The sequence below is a fragment of the Amycolatopsis sp. 2-15 genome (assembly GCF_030285625.1).
In the GTDB taxonomy this organism is placed as follows: Bacteria; Actinomycetota; Actinomycetes; order Mycobacteriales; family Pseudonocardiaceae; genus Amycolatopsis; species Amycolatopsis carbonis.
This window is the reverse complement of the sequence record NZ_CP127294.1, coordinates 4,980,123-5,000,237: the sequence shown is the minus strand read 5'-3', so window position 1 is coordinate 5,000,237 and position 20,115 is coordinate 4,980,123. Positions and strand designations below refer to the sequence as shown.

Here is a 20,115-nt window from a genome sequence, read left to right as displayed (position 1 = left end):
GCCATGATTGACATCAGTCCAGCGTTACCGGCTTGCCCAGATGACGAGAACACCGTCTCGATCACTGAGAAGCTGAGCTAAGCTCGCGAGGTGCCGTCCTACACCCATGGTCACCAGGAATCCGTGCTCCGCTCGCACCGCTGGCGGACCGCCGAGAACTCGTGCGCGTACCTCCTCCCGCGGCTCGCGCCCGGGCAGGCGCTGCTCGACATCGGCAGCGGGCCCGGGACGATCACGGCCGACCTCGCCGCGCTGGTGGCCCCGGGCCGGGTCACCGGCCTCGAGCTCACCGAGGCCGCCCGCCGGCTCGGCGAAGCGGAGGCCGCGCAACGCGGCGTGCACAACGTCGAGTTCGTGGTGGGCGACGTCCACGCACTCGACTTCCCCGACGACAGCTTCGACGTCGTCCACGCCCACCAGGTGCTGCAGCACGTTGCCGACCCGGTGCAGGCCCTGCGCGAAATGCGCCGCGTCTGCCGTCCGGGCGGCCTCGTCGCCGCGCGCGACGCCGACTACGCGGCCTTCACCTGGCACCCCGCGGACGCGGCGCTCGACCGCTGGCTCGAGGTCTACCGCCAGGCCTTCCGCGCCAACGGCAGCGAGCCCGACGCGGGCCGGCGACTGCTCACCTGGGCCCACGCCGCGGGCTTCACCGGTGTCACGCCTTCGTCGGCCACATGGTGCTTCGCCACCCCCGACGACCGCGCCTACTGGGGCGGCATGTGGGCCGACCGCGTGCTGAACTCCGACACCACCACCCAGATCCTGCGCGACGGCCTGGCGCAGCCGGCCGAGCTCGACGAGATCTCCACCGCGTGGCGCCGCTGGGTCGCCGACCCCGACGGCTGGTTTTCCGTGCTGCACGGCGAAATCGTGGCTGTCGCGTAAATTCTGCTCGCGAAAATCAGATTTCGTCGACCTGATACGCGACCACACTCGCGGGTGCGAGCAGCGCGCCGGTGCATTCCGCGGTCGCCGGGCCGAACCCATACGGGACGAAATCGCCCGCCGCGAACCAGAACACGTTGCCACTCGCACAGTGGGCGATCACGCGGTAACCGTGGCCTTCGCCAGGCAGGCACGAGACACTGATGCCCTGCCCGAAAAAGACGCTGTACCGCTCCCCGAAACAGCCCGCCGGCGCGAACTGGTCACCACTCGCCGCGGCGGGAACAGCGGACAAACCCAGCAAAGAAAACAACACCGCGGCAAGAACAAGCAGTTTCCGACGCACAATTCCTCCCAGATCCGAGGCGATCGACCTTTTCAGCGTAGAAGCGCGGGAGAATCACCGCCAATTCATCGGGCGAGTGAGCGAAAGCCAGCGGAAAGTCACAACGCTGCTCCATTGGAGCCGGTCCGGGCGCTCAGCGGACACGTCCGCGCGACGGCCCGGCACGCCACGCAGAAATCCGGACCTTTCGTTCGAGTGGAGACGCCCGTGCACTCCCCGAACTCCTGTGTCCGAGCCGACATTGACCTTCACATCGATGTGAATGTTCAGACTCGGTCCGGTCAGGACAATCACGACTCGCTCGGAGAACTCCCATGAAGCTCGGACTCCGCCTGCCCCAACGGCTCGGCGTGGACCTGCGGCACGACGTGGTCGAAGCGGCCCGCACGGCGGAAGCGGCCGGCTATGCCGGCTTGTGGACCTACGAACGGCTGCTGTTCCCGGAGCAGCCCCTCGAACCGTACGCGCCGCCGAACGTGCCGTGGCCCGCCGCGTCGCGGCAGGCCGCCGACCCCCTGGCCGTGCTCGCCGCCGCCGCGGTGGTGACCAACACCGTGCGCCTCGGCACGTCCGTCCTGGTCGCCCCGCTGCACCTGCCCATCCAGCTGGCGAAGGAGCTGGCCACGATCGACCAGCTCAGCGGCGGCCGCGTGATCGCGGGCCTGAGCACCGGCTGGTCCACCGACGAGCTCCAGGCCGCCGGCACCACCCGCGCCGGCCGCGGCCGCATCCTCGACGAGACCCTCGACGTCTTCGACGCCGCGTGGGGTCCGGACCCGGTGACCTTCCGCGGCGCTCGCACGGTCATCGAGAACGCGGCCGTCCTGCCGAAGCCCGTGTCGAAGATCCCCGTCATGCTCGGCGGCGGTGGCGACGCCCGTGCCCAGCAGCGCATCGCCCAGCGCGCCGACGGCTGGCTGCCGCTGCTCACCACGCCCGGCCCGGCCGGCGCCGCCGAACTGCGCACCGGCTGGGCCCGCATCCGCGAACTGGCCACCGGCTACGGCCGCGACGCGAGCCGGATGGAGATGGTCGTGGTCGGCAACGTCACCTTCACCGACCGCCCGGCCGGTCCCGGCCGCACCGCGTTCGTCGGCACCCTCGACCAGATCCTGGAAGACGTCCACACGGCCGCCGAGGCGGGCGCGGACGAGCTCATCGTCGATCTGAACCTGCAGGACTGGTTCACCAGCACCCGCCAGATGCTCGAGACCGCCGTGGAGATCCGCGAGCGGGCCGACGTCGGATGACCGACGCCGCACCCGGTTCCGCGGCCGCATGAGCGCTCAGCTCCCCTTGTACAGCCGCGCGAGCGTCGCCATGTCCTCCTGTCCGAGGCCGGCCGACTGGGCCCGGTGCACGACGTCGACGGCGGTCCGCACCGTCGGGCTCAGGCGCGCCGGGTCGGGAACCGCGTCGAGGAATAGTTCGAGGTCCTTGCGCACCAGGTCCACCGCGAAGGCCACCGGAGGGTCGGTCTCGGACAGGAAAGCGTCGCGCTTGTAGCGCACGAACGGGGCGGCGATCGCGGACTCGCCGATCGTGTCGTAGGCCGTGCGCAGGTCGATGCCCGCGCGAGTCGCGGTGCCGAGTACCTCGCCGAGGGTGGCGTTGAAGGTGTGCAGCAGGGCGTTGACGCACAGCTTCAACGTCGACGCGGTGCCGATCGGTCCGGTGTGGATGGTCTGTCCGCCCAGGAACCGCAGCACCGGTTCCGCCGTGGCCAGGTCCTCGGCCGCACCGCCGAACATGATCGTCAACGACCCGGCGCGGGCGGCACCGACCGACCCGGACACCGGGGCCTCGGCGAACCGGATCCCCTGCCGGGCCAGGGTTTCCGCCACTTCACGCGACAGCTGCGGCCCGGACGTGCCCATGTCGAGCACCAGCGTGTGCTCGGCGAGCGCGTCGACGACTCCGGTCAGCACGGCCCGCAACGCCGGCCCGTCGGCGAGCATGGCGATCACCACGTCGGCCCCGGTCACGGCGTCGGCCGCGGAGGCCGCGACCCGGTCCGGCGCGATCCCGGCTCGCCGCGCGCGTGCGGGATCGCGGTTCCAGCCGACGACGTCGACGCCGCTGTCGGCCAGCCGCATGAGCAGCTGCGAGCCCATCGCACCCAGGCCCAGCACCGCGACCTTCACGAACGCCTCCCCGGGTCGATGAGGACCTTCCCGTCCACGCCCCCGGCGGCCAGCCGCGCGAGGCCGCGGTCGGTGAGCTCGTCGAGCCCGATCACCGAGTCGAGCAGCTCGGCACCGAGCACCCCGGCGGAGAGAATCTCCAACGCGGGCACCAGATCCGCGCCGCACACGTGCGCCACCGTCGACTCGACGGTGATCTCCCGCAGCACCAGGCCGAACAGGTCGACCGCGGGCGCCTGCTTGGGCAGCCCGACGGCGAGGACCCGCCCGCCGTCGGTGACCATCCGCAGCGCGTTCTCGAACTGCCCCGGCGCGCCGCTGGCCTCGATGACCACGTCGGCACCACGACCACCCGTCAGCTCGCGCACCGCGTCGACGACGTCGCCCGCCGCGTCCACGGTCCGGGTCGCGCCGAGCCGGGCGGCCCGGTCCAGCTTGTCGCCGGCGAAGTCGACCACGGTCACGTCGGAGTCGTACAGGTGCCGCAACCCGGCCAGGACGAAGGACCCGATGGCGCCGGCCCCGATGACCACCACCGTGTCACCCGGCCGGACCCCCGCCCGCCGCGCGGCGTGCAGGCCGACGGCCAGCGGCTGCGCCAGCCCGGCGTGATCGAGGGAAACCCCGGCCGGGATCGGGCGGAGCATGCCGGCGGGGGCGGCGACGTACTCGGCCAGCCCGCCGGGGGCGTTGAGCCCGAGTGTGTAGTAGCGGCGGCACAGGTTGGTGCGGCCCTCGCCGCAGCGATCGCACTGTCCACACGAGACACCGGCACCGGCGGCGACCAGGTCGCCAGCGGCGAACCCCTCACCGCCGGCCACGACCTCGCCGACGAACTCGTGGCCGATGATCATCGGGCCGAGATGCCCGCTGCCGGGGTGGCGCCGGGTGAGCGGCACCATCTTCGGCCCGGCCGCCCACTCCGTGGCGTCCGAGCCGCAGATCCCGCTGCGCCGCACGGCGACCAGCACCTCGCCGTCGCGCAGGCGGGGCAGCGGCACCTCTTCGATCCGGACGTCCTGGCGGCCGTGGTAGACGGCCGCCCGCATGGTCGGGGTCACCGCGCGGCCCCGAACTCGAGGTGCACCTTGATGTTCTTCGCGGTGTCGCGCGAGGCGGTGATCGCCTCCGCGGCCCGCTCCACGGGGAACCGGCCGGTCACCAGGTCGGACAGGTCGAGCCCGGCACGATCGAGGAAGCGCAGCGTCTCCGGCCACACTCCCGGCGAGCCGATGATGCCGCGGATGCTCAGCTCCTTCGACTGGATCAGGCCCAGCTTCGCCGGTGCGCTGCCGCCCACGTCGATACCGACGTACACGACCCGCGCGCCGTGCGCGGCGACGTCGAGCACGTCGGCCATCACCGACGGCCGGCCCGTCGCCTCGATCACCACGGTGCCCCCGGCGCCGCCGGTCGCCTCGGCCACCTGCTCCGCGATCGGCCCGGCCGTCGGGTCGAGCACGACCTCGGCGCCGAGCTTGCGCGCCGCCTCCGCGCGCCCGGCCGCCGGCTCGACGGTGATCGTGCGCGCGCCCAGCGCCGCGGCGCCCGCGGTGACACCGAGACCGATCGGGCCGGCGCCGAACACCACCACCGTGTCACTGGCGTTGACGTTGCCCGCCTTCATCAGCGCGTGGTACCCGCAGCTGAACGGTTCGACGAGCGCGCCGTCGGTGAAGGACAGCGAATCGGGCAGCCGGTGCAGCCACGCGGGTTTGGCGACGAAAAACTCCGCCGCCGCACCGCTGATCGAGAAGCCGAAGTGGTCGTCGCCGATCACGCACTCGCCCACCACGCGGTCGCCGGGCGCGAACTCCGTGACGTCGGCTCCGGTTTCGACGATCTGGCCGGACCACTCGTGGCCCGGGATCACCGGGTAGGAGAACGGGATGATGTAGCGGCCTTCGAGCAGCTCGACGTCGGAGTGGCAGATGCCGACCGAACGGGCCGCGACCAGCACCTCGTCGGCGGCGATCCGCGGTACCTCCAGCTCGTCGACGGACACCGCGTCCGCCGCGGTGAACCTCAGGGCTTTCATCGTCTGGCTCCTTCTCAGGCGGTGGCTTCGCCGCGGCCGGCGGGCGTGTTGAGGTGCGACTGGGACTCGCGCGCAGTGGAGAGCGGGCCGTTCACGGCGATGTAGCGGGGGCCCGCGACCAGCAGGTCCTCGGCCGGGAACTTGGTGATCACCTCGCAGCCCTCGGGGGTCACCACCAGCTCTTCCTCGATCCGGGCCGCCCCGATGCCGTCGGCCGAGGGCCAGTACGTCTCGAGCGCGAACACGTTCCCGACCTCCAGCACCTCGGGGTGCTCCAGCGAGACCAGGCGCGAGAAGATCGGCTTCTCCCAGATGGACAGCCCGACCCCGTGCCCGTACTGCAGGGCGAACGCGGCTTCCTCGTCGGCGAACCCGAACTCCTGCGCGGTGGGCCACACCGACACGATGTCCGCCGTCGTGGCGCCCGGGCGCACCAGCGCGATGGCGTGGTCCATGTACTCGCGGGCCCGCACATAGGCGTCGCGCTGCGCGCGGCTGGCCGAACCGACCGCGAACGTGCGGTAATAGCAGGTGCGGTAGCCCTGGTGGCTGTGCAGGATGTCGAAGAACGCGGGGTCCCCAGGCCGGATCAGCCGGTCGGAGAACACGTGCGGGTGCGGCGAGCAGCGCTCGCCGGAGATCGCGTTGACACCCTCCACGTACTCCGAGCCGAGGTCGTAGAGCGACTTCGAGACCAGCCCCACGCACTCGTTCTCCCGCACGCCCGGGCGCAGGAACTGATACAGGTCGTCGTAGGCGGCGTCGACCATCGAGGCCGCCTGGGTCAGCAGCGAGATCTCGTCGGTGGTCTTCACGCGCCGGGCCTCCATGAAGACCTGCTGCCCGTCGGTGACCGTGATGCCCGCGCGCTGCAGGGCGGCGAGGATCGGCAGCTCGATCACGTCGACGCCGAGCGGTTCGTTGAGCAGCCCGAACTTCTCCAGCTCGCGCTTGATCTTCGCGGCGACGTCGTCGGCGATGCCCGCGTCCGGGTGGAACGCGCCGCGCAGCGTGGAGATCCCGGCGCGGGCCCCGGACTCGGCGCGCGGCCGGACCGCGCCGTGGTGCGGCGCGTGCGGGTCGGCGTCGGCCTCGGCGGTCGTGGTGGCGAGCCACGGGTTGTAGAGCTCGTGGTGCTTGGCCGCGGACCCGAAGTCCCACACGATGGGATCGGTGGTGCGGGTCAGCAGCGAGAACCGGATGAGCTTGTCCATGGCCCACGTGCCGATGTGGGTGGCGGACATGTAGCGGATGTTGGCGAAGTCGAACGCGAGGACGGCGCCGAGGCTCGACTTGTCCAGCTGCTCGCGCAGGCGCTGCAGGCGTTGGGTGCGCAGGCGTTCGTGGTCGATCCGGGTCTCCCAGTCGACGGCGTTGGGCCCGAACGTGGCGATCGGCATGAGTTTTCCTTTCCCCCGCGGCGGTGGACCGCCGGGAACGTGTGACGAACGGGACGGGCCTCAGACGAGGACCATCCCGCCCTCGATCGGGATCACCTGCCCGGTGATGTAGTCGGAGTCGGGGCCGGCGAGGAACACGGCCGTGGGCACCAGGTCCTCGGGTTCGGCGGGGCGGCCGAGGATGATGTCCCCGGCCATCGCGGCGAACCCGGCGTCGCCTTCCCCGATGCGCTCGAGGTCGCGGTCGAGCTTGTCCCACAACGGGGTCCGCACCACGCCGGGCGCGAACGCGTTGACGGTGATGCCGTGCTCCGCGAGCGAGCGGGCGCCCGACTGGGTCAACGAGATCACCGCGGCCTTGCTCGCGCAGTAGGGCGCGAAGCTCGCAAAGCCCTGGCGGCCGGCGATCGAGGCCGTGTTCACGATCTTGCCGCCACCGCCCTGCCGGATGAACTGGCGAGCGGCCTCCTGGCTGCCGAGCACGACCCCGAACGCGTTGACGCGGAAGATGCGCTCCCACACGGCTTCGGTGATGTCGAGGAACTTCTCCGGCTCGTTGAACCCCGCGTTGTTGAAGTACGCGTCGAGCCGGCCGAACTCGCTCACGGCGAGCTCGATCGCGGCGCGCACGTCGTCACGTTCGACCACGTCGACACGGCGGTGCACGGCGCGTCCGCCACTGTCGCGAATGGCCTGAGCCACCGCGGCGGCTTCGGGTTCGTCGCGGTCGGTGACGACCAGCGCGGCGCCCTCGGCCGCCATCCCGCGGGCGAGGGCGGCGCCGATCCCCCGGCCCGCGCCGGTCACCACCACGGTTCTGTCGGTCAGCCGAGCCGGCATGGTCACGCTCCTCTCGTCGAGCCACTGGACGTTCGCTCCCGCTGAACGAAACGTCGTCGATCTGCGGTGTTGCGCAGGTCGCACCTGGGCGTGTGTACAGCCACAACGCACGAACGTATGATCGAGTGAACAGTCGGCGATGGCGCCGCCAACGGAACGGGAGCGGCACCGTGGACGACCGGATCGGCCCTGCCCTGCGCGAAGCGCGGATCAGGCAGAAGCGCACCCTGCGCGGCGTGGCCCTGGCCACGGGGCTCTCGGCGAGCCTGCTGTCGCAGGTCGAGACCGGCAAGTCGCAACCGTCCGTGAGCACGCTCTACACGCTGGTCAGCCACCTCGGACTGTCGCTGGACGAAGTACTCGGCCTCGAGGTCGCCGGCCATCGCGCGAAGGCCGGGCCCGGCAGCCGCCCGGTCGCCCTCGAGCCCGGCGCAGCCGCCACCACCATCCAGCGCGCCGCCGACAACCCCGTGCTGGACATGGACAACGGCGTGCGCTGGGAACGCCTGGCGATCGCCGGCTCGCGGTCGGTGGAACCCCTGCTGGTGACGTACGAGCCCGGCGCGAGCAGCTCCGTCGACGGCGGGCTGATGCGCCACCCCGGCATGGAGCACGCCTACCTCCTCGACGGCGAGCTCACGCTGCGGTTCGAGTCCGACGAGCACGTGCTGCGCGCCGGCGACTCGTTCTCCTTCCACTCCGACCGCCCGCACCTCTACGTCAACCACACCGGCGCGCCCGCGCGGGGCCTGTGGTTCGTCGTCGGGCGCACCGGCTCCGCCCGGCCGCGCGACTGGCTCGCCGAGCCGCCGGCCGAACTGTTCGAGCTGCTCGGCCACCCACACCCGGCGACGAGCGACGAGCGCTGACCGAGCACCGATCCCGCGCATTGCGTCCGCTGTGCTCATTCCACTGTGCTCTTCCGTCGTGCTCATTCCGTCGTGCTCATTCCGTCGTGCTCATTCCGTCGTGCTCATTCGGTCGCGGCGGGCGGGATGATCCGCTCCGCGCGCAAGGTCTCGAAGAGCCGGGCGAAGGAGTCGAGCGTGCTGGTGTAGCCCGTGAACCCCGCCTTGCGGCTCTTGCTCATGTCGGTGAGGCACTCGATGGGCCGGCCGAGGTCGCTGTCGGTGTGCCACCACGACGCGACGCGGGTGAGGTCCGCTTCGCGCAGCCCGTGGCGCTCGGCGATCCGGCGCCAGGCCGGGCCGGCGTCGGCCATCTGCTCCTCCAGCGGCGCGGGCTTGCCGTCGAACCCGGCCGGCGTGACCCCGAGCAGTTTCGCGAGGCGCGGCCACATCCAGCGCCAGCGGAACACGTCGCCGTTGGCGATGTTGAACGCCTCGTCGCGCCCGTTCTCGGCGGTGGCCGCCCACACCATCTGGTCGGCCAGCAGCCCGGCGTCGGTCATGTCGGTGATGCCGTTCCACTGGACCTCCGAGCCGGGGAAACGGAAGTCCCGCCCGGTCTCCCGGCAGACGGCCGCGTAGACCGCCAGCGTCATCCCCATGTTCATGGCGTTGCCGACGGCGTGGCCGATGACGGTGTGCGCCCGGTGCACGCTCCAGGTGAAGCCGTGCCGCTCGGCGGCCGCGAACAGCTCGTCCTCTTGCGCGTAGTAGAAGTTCGGCACGTCGAGCCGCGCCTCGTCCTCGTGGAACGGCGTGTCCGGCGTGACCCCGGCGGCGTAGGCCTCGAACGGCCCGAGGTAGTGCTTCAGCCCGGTCATCAGCGCGACGTGCCGCACCGCGCCGCCCGCGGTGGCCGCTGCCAGCACGTTGCGCACGATGCCGGCGTTGACGTCGATGTTCTCCGCTTCGGTGGGGCGGCGCGACCACGCGGTGAGGAAGACGTGCGTCGGTTTCGTGTCCGCGAGCGCGGCGCTCAGCGCGGCCGCGTCCTCGAGGTCGGCGCGGACCGAGCGGACGCCGGCGACGCCGGATTCGCTGCGGCGGGACACCCCGGTCACCGCCCAGCCGCGCTCGACCAGCCGGGTGGCCACCGCGGCCCCGGCGATGCCGGTGACCCCGACGACGAGTGCTGTTTCGGTCACTGTCTCCTCTTTCTGCTGGGATGGGGGCCCGGGTCCGGTGAAAGCTCAGACCAGGGCCGGGGTCCGGCGGCGCACCCGGGTGTAGATCGCCGCCGCGACGAGGATCAGGATTCCCTGGAAGAAGTACTGCCAGCTCTGGCTCAGGTTCAGGAACGTGGTCGCGTTGAGGACTTCCTGGATGAGCGCGGCACCGAGCAGCGTCCCGATGAACGACCCGCGCCCGCCGGCGAGGCTCGCCCCGCCCAGCACGACCGCGGTGATGCTGGAGAGCGTGTAGCTCACGCCCTGCGTCGGGTCGCCGACGCCGATCTGGGCCATCAGCAGCAGCGCGCCGCAGAACGTCAGAACGGCGCAGCCGAGGTAGGCCAGCACGTGGACCCGGTTCACCTTCACACCCAGGCGCCGCGCGGACCCCTCGTTCGAGCCGGCCGCCCGCAGGCCGCGGCCCCAGGCGGTGAACCGCAGCGCCAGCTCCAGCCCGACGGCGACCACCACCGCCACGAGGAACGCGACCGGCACGAACCCGACCGTCGCGGTGATCGCGTCGGTGACCGACGTGCTGATGAACCCGCCCTGGAACGGCCGCAGCAACAGGGAAACGCCCTGCAGTCCGATGTAGAGGGTCAGGGTCGCGGCGACCGCGGTGAACCCACCGAAGCGGATCAGCACCCCGTTGAGCACCCCGGACCCGGCGGCCACCACGAGCATGATCACGAACGCGAGCGCCACGAGGAGCGGCGAGTGGCCGTCGGTGACGAAAAACGACGCGATCACCACCAGCAGCCCGGCGAGTGGCCCGACGGACAGGTCGATCCCGCCGGTCATGATCACGATCGTCTGGCCCAGACTGATGAACGCCAGCGCCGTGAGCAGCGTCAGCAGGGAGGTGACGTTGAACGGCGCGAGGAATCGCACGTTGTGGGCGAAGGTGTAGCCGCCGAGCGCGAGGATGACCAGCGCGAGCACGATGCTCGGCGCGTAGTCGCCCTTGGCCAGGTCACGCAGCCGCTCGGCCATCGGGACCCGGCGGGTCGACGGAGCCGGCTTGGGCGGTACGGCCTTCTTCGCCGCCGGCGCGTCGCTGCGCAGTGTGGTGGCGTTGACGACCGAGCCGGTGATCTTCTCCTCGGTGACGTCCTCGCCGGTGAGCTCGGCGACGACGTGGCCGCGCGAGAACACCACGACCCGGTCGCAGAACCCTTCCAGCTCCTTGGCATCGGACGACACCACGACCACCGGCACCCCGGACGCGGCGATGTCGCGCATGATCGTGTAGATCTCCGACCGGGCGCCGACGTCGACACCTTGGGTCGGCTCGTCGGCCAGCAGCAGCCGCGGCGCGGCGAGCAGGGCGCGCGCCATCACCACCTTCTGCTGGTTGCCGCCAGAGAGCGCCATCACGTTCGTCTCGCGCGAAGCGGTCTTGACCGAGAGCTTGGCCAGCTCGGCGTCCACTCCGACTCGTTCGCGCTCGCCGGAGACCACTCCCCCGCCGGCGAACGAGGGCAATGCGCTGACGGCCGCGTTCTCGCGCACCGACATCGCCGGCAGCAGGCTTTCACGGTGCCGGTCGGCCGGCATGTACGCGGTCGAGCGAACGAGGTCCCGGCCGCGCAGCGGCACGCCGTCGAGCACGATCCGGCCCGTCGACGGGCGCAGCCCCGCCAGCGCGCGCAGGAACTCGCTCTGGCCGTTGCCGACGATGCCGGCGAGCCCGACGATCTCCCCGTGGTGCGCGACGAGCCGCGCGTCGTGGAAACCCTCGCCGGACAGGCCTTCGACCTCCAGTGCGACCTTCGCGTCGGCCAGATCGGTGTACTTCTCCGGGAACGCCGACGCGAGCTCGCGCCCGACGATCAGGCGCAGCATCTCGTCGTCGGTGAGGTCGGCGACGGCCGAGTGCCCGCGCGCCCGGCCGTCGCGCAGCACCGTCACCTCGTCGGCGATCTCCCGCACCTCGGCGAGCCGGTGGGTGATGTAGACGACCGCCGTGCCGCGGGCGGTGGCCTGGCGCACCTGGTCGAACAGGATCTCGGTCTGCTCGGCGCCCAGCGGCGCGGTCGGCTCGTCGAGGATCAGCACCTTCGGCTCGAGCGCGATGGCCTTCGCCAGCTCCAGCAGCTGCTTCTGCGCCACGCCGAGGTCGGCCACCCGATCCTGCAGCCTCAGGTCCGAGCCGACGCGGCGCAGCAGTTCCACCATCCACACGCGCGGGGCGCCGGCCGGCATCCGCTCGGCGGGCACGGCGAGGCGGATGTTCTCGGCGACCGTCATGTCGGCCAGTACGGCGGGGTGCTGGTGCACGATCGCGATGCCGAGCCGGCTCGCCCGGTCGGTGGTCAGGGTCGCGATCGGCTCGCCGGCCACCGTGATCGTGCCCTCGTCGGGCCGGGTGGAGCCCGACGCGACGCCCATCAACGTGGACTTGCCCGCGCCGTTCTCGCCGAGCAGCGCGTGCACCCGGCCGCCGAAGACGTCGAGCGACACCTCCGACAGGGCGCGCACGGGCCCGTAGCTCTTCGACACCCCGGAGAGGCTCAGTGCCGCAACTTCGGTCATGGTCGGTCTCCTACTTCAGGGCCGCGGTCTGGTCCGCTTTGGACAGCGAGCTGGACACGAACGCGTCGCTCGGGAGCTCCTTGTCGCACGTGACGGGGTGCGGCTGCCCGGAGATCGAGTCCTCGAACGCGCTCTGCGGGTACACCAGGTCCTTCGGCACCACACCGCCGGTCGCCTTGGCCACCGCGACGTCGATCGCCAGACGCGACATCGCGTTCTGCGAGGAGACGGTGAACAGCTGGAACGGGTTGCCGCCGTCCTTCTGCTGCTGCCAGTTGCAGGCGAGCTGGTTGGCGTCCTCGGTCGCGATCGCCGGGATCTTGCGCCCGGCCGAGGTGAACGCGGAGAAGGAACTCGCCAGCGCGGCACCGAAGTCGGTGGTGATCGCGTCGATCTCCGGGTTCTTGGCCAGCGCCGCGGTGATCACGCGCTGGGTCTGCGCGGCGTCCCAGTTGGTCACCTCGTACGGCGTGGTGCCGACGAACTGGATGCCCGGGTGGTCCTTGAGCACGCTCTGCATGCCCTTGTACTCGTCGAGGCTCTGCGAGTTCGCGGCCGGGCCGCCGAGGTTGAGCACCTTGCCCTTGCCATTGAGCGCCTTCACGAGCCACTGACCCCACAGCACGCCGGCCTGCTCGAAGTTCGTGCTCACGAACGCGTCGTAGTCCTGGCCGGGTGTGCCGCCCGGGTTGACCCGGTACGGCACGGTGACCACGCCCGCCTTGTAGGCACTGCGAAGAGCGGGCAGCACCGCCTGGCCGGCGTCCGGGAAGACCACGATCGCCTGCGTGCCCTTGGCGACGAGGCCCTGGATGTCCGAAATGGCCTTCTGGGTGTTGCCCTGGCCGTCGGTGTAGGTGAAGGACGTGACGTTGGGGCACTTCGCGACCTCGGCCTTGGCTTCGGCCGTGGTGACCTTGCGCCAGTTGTTGTCGCCGAAGCCGTCGGCCAGGCCGAGGGTGATCTGCTTCGAACCGCACCACGCCGGCACGTTCGCGTTGGCGGGTTTGCCGCCTTCGGCGCTGGTCGAGCCGCCGTCGTCCACCGTGCAGGCGGTGGTGACGAGGGCGAGGGAAGCCAAGCCGGCGAGCAACGACCGGCGAAGGGACTGGGGAGACATGGGAAACCCTTCCTACTGCTGGGTCCGGGGAGCGGGGACACGGCGGAACCAGCCGCGCACGGCGGCCCAGTTCACGGTGTAGACGGCGACACCCGCGGCGAGCGCGAGTGCCTGGACGATGTTGTTCGTCGCCGCGCTGACGCCGAGCGTCAGCACGAACTGGTCGAGCTGGCTGAGGAACAAGGCGGCGATCGCGCTGGCGACCGGGCTGCCCTTGCCGCCGAGCAGGGAAGTTCCGCCCAGCACGACGGCCGCGACCGACGGCAGCAGCAGCGTGTCGCCCTGGAACGCGCCCGGCGTGGTCACGATGCCGGCCAGGAGGATGCCCGCGGTGCCGTAGAGCAGGGACGCCCAGACGTAGGCGGCGAGCTGGTGGCGCCGCACGCGCAGGCCGGCCAGCCCTGCGGCCTCCGGGTTGTCGCCCACGGCCTCGAACCGGCGGCCCGGCACGGTGCGCTTCATCGCGAAGCCGGTCACCGCGACGAGGACGATGGCGATGTAAACCGCGTACGGCAAACCGAGGAAGCGGCCGGTGACGAGCGAGTGCAACGTATCCGTGGTCGTCACCGGCGAGCCGCCCGAGACCCCGAGCACCGCCGCGTAGAGCAAAGCGTTGGTGCCCAAGGAGGTGACGATCGCCGACATCCCGAGCCGGCTCACCACCAGACCGTTGAGCAGCCCCGCCGCCAGCGCCGCGACGTAGGCGAGCAGCACCGCGGGAAGCAGCTTCCCGTTGTCCCCGGCGGGGTAGTGCGTCACGATGATCACGCTCAGGGACACGGTGCCGGGCACCGACAGGTCGATCCCCGCCTGCTGCACGACCAGCGTCTGCCCGAGCGCGACCACGGCGAGCACCGCGGCGAAAGGCAGCATCCCCTGCAGCGAGCTGCGCCCCAGGCTCTCGGGCTGCAGCAGCAGGCTGACGAGGAACAGCAGCGCGGTCGCGACGAGGATCGTCACCAGTCCGCGCGAGGCACGCTGTGCCGTCGTCTGCCGCCAGAGGCTCGGCCGGCCGGGCGGGCGGGTGGTCCCCGAAGCCGGGGCGGGCGACGGGGCCGACTGTGTGACGACCACGGAACCCCTTGTCGTGTCGCTCATCGGATCGCTCCTCGGGTGCAGCGCACCGGGTCGCAGGGCAGGACGAAGTCTGTCCACAAAGGTCTTGTGGGCAGCGGGAAACGATTGTGTGGTAAGGCGACGCGGTTCGCGCGCGTCAGCCGACCTTGACGAGCAGCTTCTGCGCGTCGCCTTCGGGGTCGAGCAGCCGGTCGAACCCGCCGGTGACGACGTCGTCGACCGCGATCACCTCGGTGAGCACGCGCTCCACCGGAAAGCGGCCGGTCGCGACGAGCGAAATGATGCGGGGGAAGTCGTACACCGGGTAGCACCAGGTGCCGACCAGGCTCAGATCGCGCTGAGACAAGGCCATCGGGTCGATCGTGGCGGGCCGGACGTGCAGGCCCACCTGCGTCGCGGTGCCGTGGGAACGCAGGCTGACCAGCGCCGTGGCGAGGCCGGCCTCCGAGCCGGAGCACTCCGCGGCGACGTCGGCCCCGATCCCGCCGGTGAGCGCGCGGACCGCCTCCGGCACGTCCTCGGCCAGCGGGTCGAGCACGGTCGCCACCCCGAGCGCGTCGAGCAGGGCCCGGCGGCGCGCGTTGGGCTCGCTCACGAAGATCTGCGCCGCGCCCGACGCGTGCGCGTACAGCGCGGCGAGCGCGCCGATCGGCCCGGCGCCGGTGATCAGAACGCTGTCGCCGGAGGTGAAGCCGGTGCGGTCGACGCCGTACGCGGCGACTGCGGCCGGCTCGACCAGCGCGCCCTGCACGTCCGACACCGATTCCGGCAGCACCGAGATCTGGTGCTCCGGGACCACCACCTGCTCACTGATCCCGCCGCCGTCCCAGCTCAGTCCCGTGCAGGCCATCCGCGGGCACAGGTGGTTGAGCCCGCGGCGGCAGTAGTAGCAGTGTCCACAGTAGATCAACGGCATCACCGAGACCCGGTCGCCGACGCGAACCCCGGTGACCTCGGCGCCGATTTCCAGCACCTGCCCGGAGAACTCGTGCCCGAGCACCTGCGGCGCCGCGGCGTGCGAGAGCGGGTGCGGGCTGGTCGGGATGACGATCGGCCCGGCCGCGTACTCGTGCAGGTCGGTGCCACAGATCCCGCACAGGTAGGGCCGGACGCGCACTTGCCGCGCACCGACCGCGGTCGGCTCCGGGATGTCCTCGACCCGGATGTCGTGCTTGTCGTGGAAGACCGCGGCGCGCATGCTCAACTCCTCGTAGGCTCTCCGGAAACCCGCGCAGCCGGGATCCGGGCGTGGACACGGCGCCGGTACTCGCCGGGTTCACTCCCGTTCGACGACGCTGTACAGCGGTAGTGAACAATGAACCAGCCGGTGAGTCAAGAGTCAGCGAACAAATTTGACAGATACGCAGGTCAAAGGCAGCAATCCTTGACAGCACTGGGTTTCTGACTGTTCACTTCGAGCAAACGCCTGCTGCAGCGCGTCACCGCAGCACTTCCGATACCCCCTCTGCCGCCTTCCCCGGAGGAACTTCATGGACCTCGGCACGCGTCTGGGCCACCTGTCCTATTCGACCCTCGTGCACCCGGGTGACACCTGGGACGAGATGAACGCCAGCCTCGAGACCTACGTCCCCGAAGTGAAGCGCCGGGTCTCCCCCGACGCGCCGTTCGGGGTGTCGCTGCGGCTCTCGGGCGCCTCCGCCGACCGGCTCGCCGGCGACGGGCCCGAGCGGGACCGGCTGAAGAAGTACCTGGCGGAGGGCGATCTCTACGTCTACACCGTGAACGCGTTCCCGCACGGACCGTTCAAGGGCCGCTCGGTGATGGAGAACGTGTACGAACCGGACTGGAGCACCGAAGAGCGCGTCGCGTACACCATGCGCGTGGCCGACGTCCTCGCCGACATCGCCGCGGACGGGGTCGAACCGACCATCCAGACCGTGCCGCTCGCCTACCGGCCCAAGGTCACCGGCGAGGCGTACGTGGAGCTGTTCACCCGCAACGTGCTGCGCGTCGTTGCCCACCTCGTCGCCCTCGAACGCCGTACCGGCCGGCGGGTGAAGCTCGCGATCGAGCCGGAACCGTTCTGCTACCTGGAAACCATCGAAGAGACGGTCCGCTACTTCACCACACGGCTGTACTCCCGGGCCGCGGCCGAAACGCTTTCCGACCTCGCGGACCTGCCGCTCGCGGAAGCCTTCGGCGCCCTGCGCCGCCACGTGGGGATCGTGTTCGACATCGGGCACCAGGCCGTGGAGTTCGACGACATCCCCGCCTCGCTCGACCTGCTCGCCGACGCCGGCGTGCCCGTGTTCAAGCTGCAGCAGGCCGCCGCGCTGTGGGTGCCCGAGGTCACCGACGAGGTGGTGCGCGAACTGGAGCGGTTCACCCGCACCATCTACCTGAGCCAGACGTCCGAGCTGCGCGAGGGCACCGTCACCCGCCACCTCAACCTCTCCGACGCGATCGCCGCCTGGCGCCGCGACCCCGGTGGCGCGCGCGAATGGCGCACGCACTTCCACGTGCCCGTCTTCCTCGACGACCTCGGGCCGTTCCGCACCACGCGGTTCGCTCTGGAGCAGGCCTTGGACCGCCATCGCGTGCAGCCGCAGTCGTCGCACCTGGAGATCGAGACCTACACCTGGGACGTGCTGCCCGAGCACCTCAAGAGCGGTGACATCACCGACTACGTCGTGCGGGAGCTGGAGTTCGTGCGCGACCGGCTCACCGCTTGAGCCGCTCTCGCGGCAAGGCGTCAAGCTATAGTGAACACTGATTGAACGACAGCGCGAGGAGCGAGACGTGGCAGCGAAGCACGAGCCGGTGGCGGAACACGCCGAGGCCGCCAACCTCGGCGAGCAGCTGCGCGCGCGCCGGCAGGCGGCCGGGCTGTCGCTGCGCCAGTTCGCGCGCGACCTCGGGTACTCGGCCGCGTTCGTGTCACAGATCGAGAACAACAAGTCCCAGCCCTCGGTCGCGACCCTGTACGCGATCTGCAGTGCCCTCAACGTCTCCATCGACGAGCTGTTCAGCAGCGCCTCCGGTGCGGGCACGGAGGAAACGCCCGCGCCCGCACCGGTCGCCGGCGTCGAGAAGCACAGCTTCCACGGTGCGCTGGCGAAGCTCAACGAAAGTCCCGAAGAGCAGCAGAGCCCCATGCTCCGCCCCGGCGAACGCCGCCAGCTCGTCCTCGACTCCGGTGTCACGTGGGAGCAGCTGTCGAGCATCCACGACAGCTCCGTGGACTTCCTGCACGTGCGCTACGAAGTCGACGGCAGCTCCGTCCCCGACGACAAGCTCACCCGCCACTCGGGCATCGAATACGGCTACGTCATCAGCGGCACCCTGGAAGTCGCCCTGGCCTTCGACACCTACGAACTGCACGCGGGCGACTCCATCGCCTTCGACTCGACGACCCCCCACCGCCTCACCAACCGCGGCGACGGCCCGGCCGAGGCGATCTGGTTCGTCCACGGCCGGAAACCCGCTCGCTGACCGGACTCGCGCGGTTCACTCCAGGCGCCGAGTTCGTCCCCGCGGACGGTCTGCCGGCCGAAGGTCACGGAGCTGCGGCCGGCTTTCTCCCGCGTGAATTCCCGATAAGAACACAGCAAGAAATGCCGTGATCAGCTCGCTTTTCATCGGAATCGGCTCATCCCGGCCGAGCGGGCAGGACTGTCCGGAAACGCCGCGTCCGCATTCGAGTAGGGTGACCCGCGTTCAAGCTGTGGGGATTTTCGAGAAAGGCTGACCCGAGGGTGACCGAACCACTTGTGCCGTTGGATGAATCGTGGTCGACCGCGCTGGCGTTCGCCGCGCATCCGGACGACCTCGAGTACGGCACGGCCTCGGCCGTCGCCCGCTGGACCTCGCAGGGCAAGCGAGTCGTCTATTGCCTGGCGACGAGCGGTGAAGCGGGCATCGACGCCATCGACCCCGCGGTGGCCGGACCGTTGCGCGAAGCCGAAGAGCGTGCCGGCGCGGCGGCTGTCGGCGTCGACCTCGTGGAGTTCCTCGGTTACCCGGACGGCGTCCTCGAATACGGGCTCCCGCTGCGCCGGGACATCGCCCGGGCCATCCGCCGGCACCGCCCCGACGTCGTCGTGACCGGCAACTACCACGACCGCTGGGGCCCGGGCGCCCCCAACCAGGCCGACCACATCGCGCTGGGCCGCGCGGTCCTGGACGGCGCCCGCGACGCGGGCAACCGCTGGATCTTCCGCGAACTGCTCGACGAGGGCCTCGATCCGTGGCAGGTGCGGCAGATCATCGTCACCAACAGCCCCGAGTCCACCCACGGCGTCGACACGACCGACTTTCTCGACCAAGGCGTCGCCTCCCTCGAAGCCCACGCCGAGTACCTGCGCGGGATCGGCCCCGGCGACATGGCGTCGCCCCGGGAGTTCCTCGAATCCTCCGGGGCCGAGACGGGCCTTCGGCTGGGGGTGCGGTTCGCCGTTCCCGCCGAGGTCATCGTGCTCTGACCCGGCTGCGCGCGAAAGCAGGCGGGTGAGCGTTTGGTCATGAATATTGACCAGTCCTCGAAAGCGCCGGGTGTAACCCGATCGGACTGACCGGCGAAACCTTCCCGATTGAGCGAGAATTCGAACCAGCGATGGCGCAGCACAACAGCGCCTCGAAACTGACCTGATCGGACGGTCAGACGGCCGGCACGTCCGGTTCGGCCCGCTGTGCCGTCACCTCGGCGGCCGGCCGTCGCGCCGTCATCCGGGTCGCGTGGCCGTACCCGATCCGCAGCAGCGCGTGCACCTGGCCCAACCCGCGGAACAGCTCCAGGAACTGTTCCCGGATGCCGTGGACCTCCAGCGGCTGGGAGAGGAACGAGGCGGCCAGGCCCTCCGCCGTGGCGGTCAGCAGGACACGCTGCATCACCATACCGGCCCGGACGTCGGCGGCCGCGCCGTGGTCGCGCGTCAGCACGACCGCCAGCAACGGATCCTGCTCGAACGCCCGCGAGGGAACGGCCGGGTTCGTATGCGAGGCGCGGTGGCACACGACACCGGGGATCTCGTACCGCGGTCCGAAAGCGACCGTCGGCACCCCGTCCGGGCTCTCCGCCGCGCGCCCGGTCCAGAACGCCGACTCCGCCCGGAACGCCGGGTCCTCGGCCTGCAGCGACTCCGCTCGCCGGACGAGCGCGGCGACCTTCGGGTAGCGCCCCGAGGCGTCGAGGAACTCGAGCTGCCCGCCCTCGCTCAGCGCCGCCGACTTCAGCCGGGCGCGGGCGACGGCCGGCACCGCGCGGTCGGCGAACGGGCGGCGGTTCGTATGCCTGCGGTGCACCGCCTCGGCGAGCCCGCGGTCCTGTTCCGTCGAACGCCGGGTGCCGTCGAGACCGATCACGGCGAGCAGGTCCGGCAACGCGGCGCCCGGCAGGATCCGCACCCGCGCGCCGAGCCCGTTGACCCGCAGGGTGATCACGAGATTCAGCACGGCGGCGCCACAGGACACCCTCGCCTCGCGCGCCGCGGGATCCGCGACCGCGAGGACCCGGTCGCGGTCGAGCCACACCTCGACCGCGTCCCCGTCCACCACGAACCGCCACGGTTGGGTGTTGTGCGGAGACGGCGCTCGCACCGCCGCCGCGAGCGCCTGGTCGAACGCGGTGGGGAGCTGGTCGTTCATCGTGGTCTCCCGGGGACGGCGCCAAGGGTCACCACCGAGGGTTCTC

Annotated in this window: 18 protein-coding genes and 1 pseudogene; 6 read left to right on the top strand and 13 right to left on the bottom strand. The window is 71.0% G+C overall.

The window, feature by feature from the left end; genetic code table 11:
* Nucleotides 1-90 precede the first annotated feature (90 nt).
* Nucleotides 91-888: a methyltransferase domain-containing protein gene (locus QRX50_RS24805; RefSeq protein ID WP_285974295.1), complete on the top strand. Its 798-nt coding sequence runs from the start codon at nucleotides 91-93 to the stop codon at nucleotides 886-888.
* 16 nt (nucleotides 889-904) lie between these two features.
* On the opposite strand, the gene QRX50_RS24800 is transcribed toward QRX50_RS24805, so the two are convergent.
* Nucleotides 905-1,183: a hypothetical protein gene (locus QRX50_RS24800; RefSeq protein ID WP_353074143.1), complete on the bottom strand. Its 279-nt coding sequence runs from the start codon at nucleotides 1,181-1,183 to the stop codon at nucleotides 905-907.
* 365 nt (nucleotides 1,184-1,548) lie between these two features.
* Here QRX50_RS24800 and QRX50_RS24795 point away from each other — a divergent pair, with 365 nt between their 5' ends.
* A complete protein-coding gene (locus QRX50_RS24795) occupies nucleotides 1,549-2,484 on the top strand; it encodes a TIGR03619 family F420-dependent LLM class oxidoreductase (protein WP_285974294.1) in 936 nt (311 codons plus the stop codon).
* A 36-nt stretch (nucleotides 2,485-2,520) separates the two neighbouring features.
* On the opposite strand, the gene QRX50_RS24790 is transcribed toward QRX50_RS24795, so the two are convergent.
* The 5 genes from QRX50_RS24790 to QRX50_RS24770 are packed head-to-tail and all read right to left on the bottom strand — an operon-like array spanning nucleotide 2,521 to nucleotide 7,656.
* On the bottom strand, nucleotides 2,521-3,378 hold the full coding sequence (locus QRX50_RS24790; protein WP_285974293.1) for an NAD(P)-dependent oxidoreductase: 858 nt from the start codon (nucleotides 3,376-3,378) through the stop codon (nucleotides 2,521-2,523).
* Entirely contained in the window at nucleotides 3,375-4,427 is a 1,053-nt protein-coding gene (locus QRX50_RS24785) for a zinc-dependent alcohol dehydrogenase (RefSeq protein WP_285974292.1), read from the bottom strand. The genes QRX50_RS24790 and QRX50_RS24785 overlap by 4 nt, the downstream gene beginning before the upstream one ends.
* A gap of 8 nt (nucleotides 4,428-4,435) precedes the next feature.
* Nucleotides 4,436-5,416: a zinc-dependent alcohol dehydrogenase gene (locus QRX50_RS24780; protein WP_285974291.1), complete on the bottom strand. Its 981-nt coding sequence runs from the start codon at nucleotides 5,414-5,416 to the stop codon at nucleotides 4,436-4,438.
* 14 nt (nucleotides 5,417-5,430) lie between these two features.
* Nucleotides 5,431-6,816: a M24 family metallopeptidase gene (locus tag QRX50_RS24775; RefSeq protein WP_285974290.1), complete on the bottom strand. Its 1,386-nt coding sequence runs from the start codon at nucleotides 6,814-6,816 to the stop codon at nucleotides 5,431-5,433.
* Between the two features lie 60 nt (nucleotides 6,817-6,876).
* Entirely contained in the window at nucleotides 6,877-7,656 is a 780-nt protein-coding gene (locus tag QRX50_RS24770) for an SDR family NAD(P)-dependent oxidoreductase (RefSeq protein WP_285974289.1), read from the bottom strand.
* A 170-nt stretch (nucleotides 7,657-7,826) separates the two neighbouring features.
* Between QRX50_RS24770 and QRX50_RS24765 the strand changes: the two genes are divergently transcribed.
* Complete coding sequence (locus QRX50_RS24765) at nucleotides 7,827-8,525, top strand: cupin domain-containing protein (RefSeq protein WP_285974288.1); 699 nt, start codon at nucleotides 7,827-7,829, stop codon at nucleotides 8,523-8,525.
* 104 nt (nucleotides 8,526-8,629) lie between these two features.
* Here QRX50_RS24765 and QRX50_RS24760 read toward each other — a convergent pair whose 3' ends face one another.
* The 6 genes and pseudogenes from QRX50_RS24760 to QRX50_RS24740 all read right to left on the bottom strand — a co-directional run bounded on the left by QRX50_RS24760 (nucleotide 8,630) and on the right by QRX50_RS24740 (nucleotide 15,663).
* On the bottom strand, nucleotides 8,630-9,709 hold the full coding sequence (locus tag QRX50_RS24760; RefSeq protein WP_285974287.1) for an SDR family oxidoreductase: 1,080 nt from the start codon (nucleotides 9,707-9,709) through the stop codon (nucleotides 8,630-8,632).
* Between the two features lie 45 nt (nucleotides 9,710-9,754).
* Entirely contained in the window at nucleotides 9,755-11,578 is a 1,824-nt protein-coding gene (locus QRX50_RS24755) for an ABC transporter permease subunit (RefSeq protein ID WP_434533359.1), read from the bottom strand.
* Between the two features lie 246 nt (nucleotides 11,579-11,824).
* Nucleotides 11,825-12,268 (bottom strand): annotated as a pseudogene (locus QRX50_RS50415) (ATP-binding cassette domain-containing protein); the annotation flags it as partial.
* 10 nt (nucleotides 12,269-12,278) lie between these two features.
* Complete coding sequence (locus QRX50_RS24750) at nucleotides 12,279-13,388, bottom strand: substrate-binding domain-containing protein (protein ID WP_285974285.1); 1,110 nt, start codon at nucleotides 13,386-13,388, stop codon at nucleotides 12,279-12,281.
* Between the two features lie 12 nt (nucleotides 13,389-13,400).
* The gene (locus tag QRX50_RS24745) at nucleotides 13,401-14,486 is read right to left on the bottom strand and encodes an ABC transporter permease (protein ID WP_285974284.1); all 1,086 of its coding nucleotides are present in this window, start codon (nucleotides 14,484-14,486) and stop codon (nucleotides 13,401-13,403) included.
* Between the two features lie 115 nt (nucleotides 14,487-14,601).
* A complete protein-coding gene (locus tag QRX50_RS24740) occupies nucleotides 14,602-15,663 on the bottom strand; it encodes a 2,3-butanediol dehydrogenase (protein WP_285974283.1) in 1,062 nt (353 codons plus the stop codon).
* Between the two features lie 292 nt (nucleotides 15,664-15,955).
* Here QRX50_RS24740 and eboE point away from each other — a divergent pair, with 292 nt between their 5' ends.
* From eboE to QRX50_RS24725, 3 genes are all read left to right on the top strand, one after another.
* Nucleotides 15,956-17,158 (top strand): metabolite traffic protein EboE, encoded by a 1,203-nt coding sequence (gene eboE / locus QRX50_RS24735; RefSeq protein WP_285974282.1) that lies wholly within the window; start codon nucleotides 15,956-15,958, stop codon nucleotides 17,156-17,158.
* 67 nt (nucleotides 17,159-17,225) lie between these two features.
* Nucleotides 17,226-17,918, top strand: coding sequence for a helix-turn-helix domain-containing protein (locus QRX50_RS24730; RefSeq protein ID WP_285974281.1), 693 nt, complete (start codon nucleotides 17,226-17,228; stop codon nucleotides 17,916-17,918).
* Between the two features lie 263 nt (nucleotides 17,919-18,181).
* The gene (locus QRX50_RS24725; RefSeq protein WP_285974280.1) at nucleotides 18,182-18,907 is read left to right on the top strand and encodes a PIG-L deacetylase family protein; all 726 of its coding nucleotides are present in this window, start codon (nucleotides 18,182-18,184) and stop codon (nucleotides 18,905-18,907) included.
* Nucleotides 18,908-19,082: 175 nt separating this feature from the next.
* On the opposite strand, the gene QRX50_RS24720 is transcribed toward QRX50_RS24725, so the two are convergent.
* A complete protein-coding gene (locus QRX50_RS24720; protein ID WP_285974279.1) occupies nucleotides 19,083-20,069 on the bottom strand; it encodes an Acg family FMN-binding oxidoreductase in 987 nt (328 codons plus the stop codon).
* Between the last annotated feature and the right edge of the window lie 46 nt (nucleotides 20,070-20,115).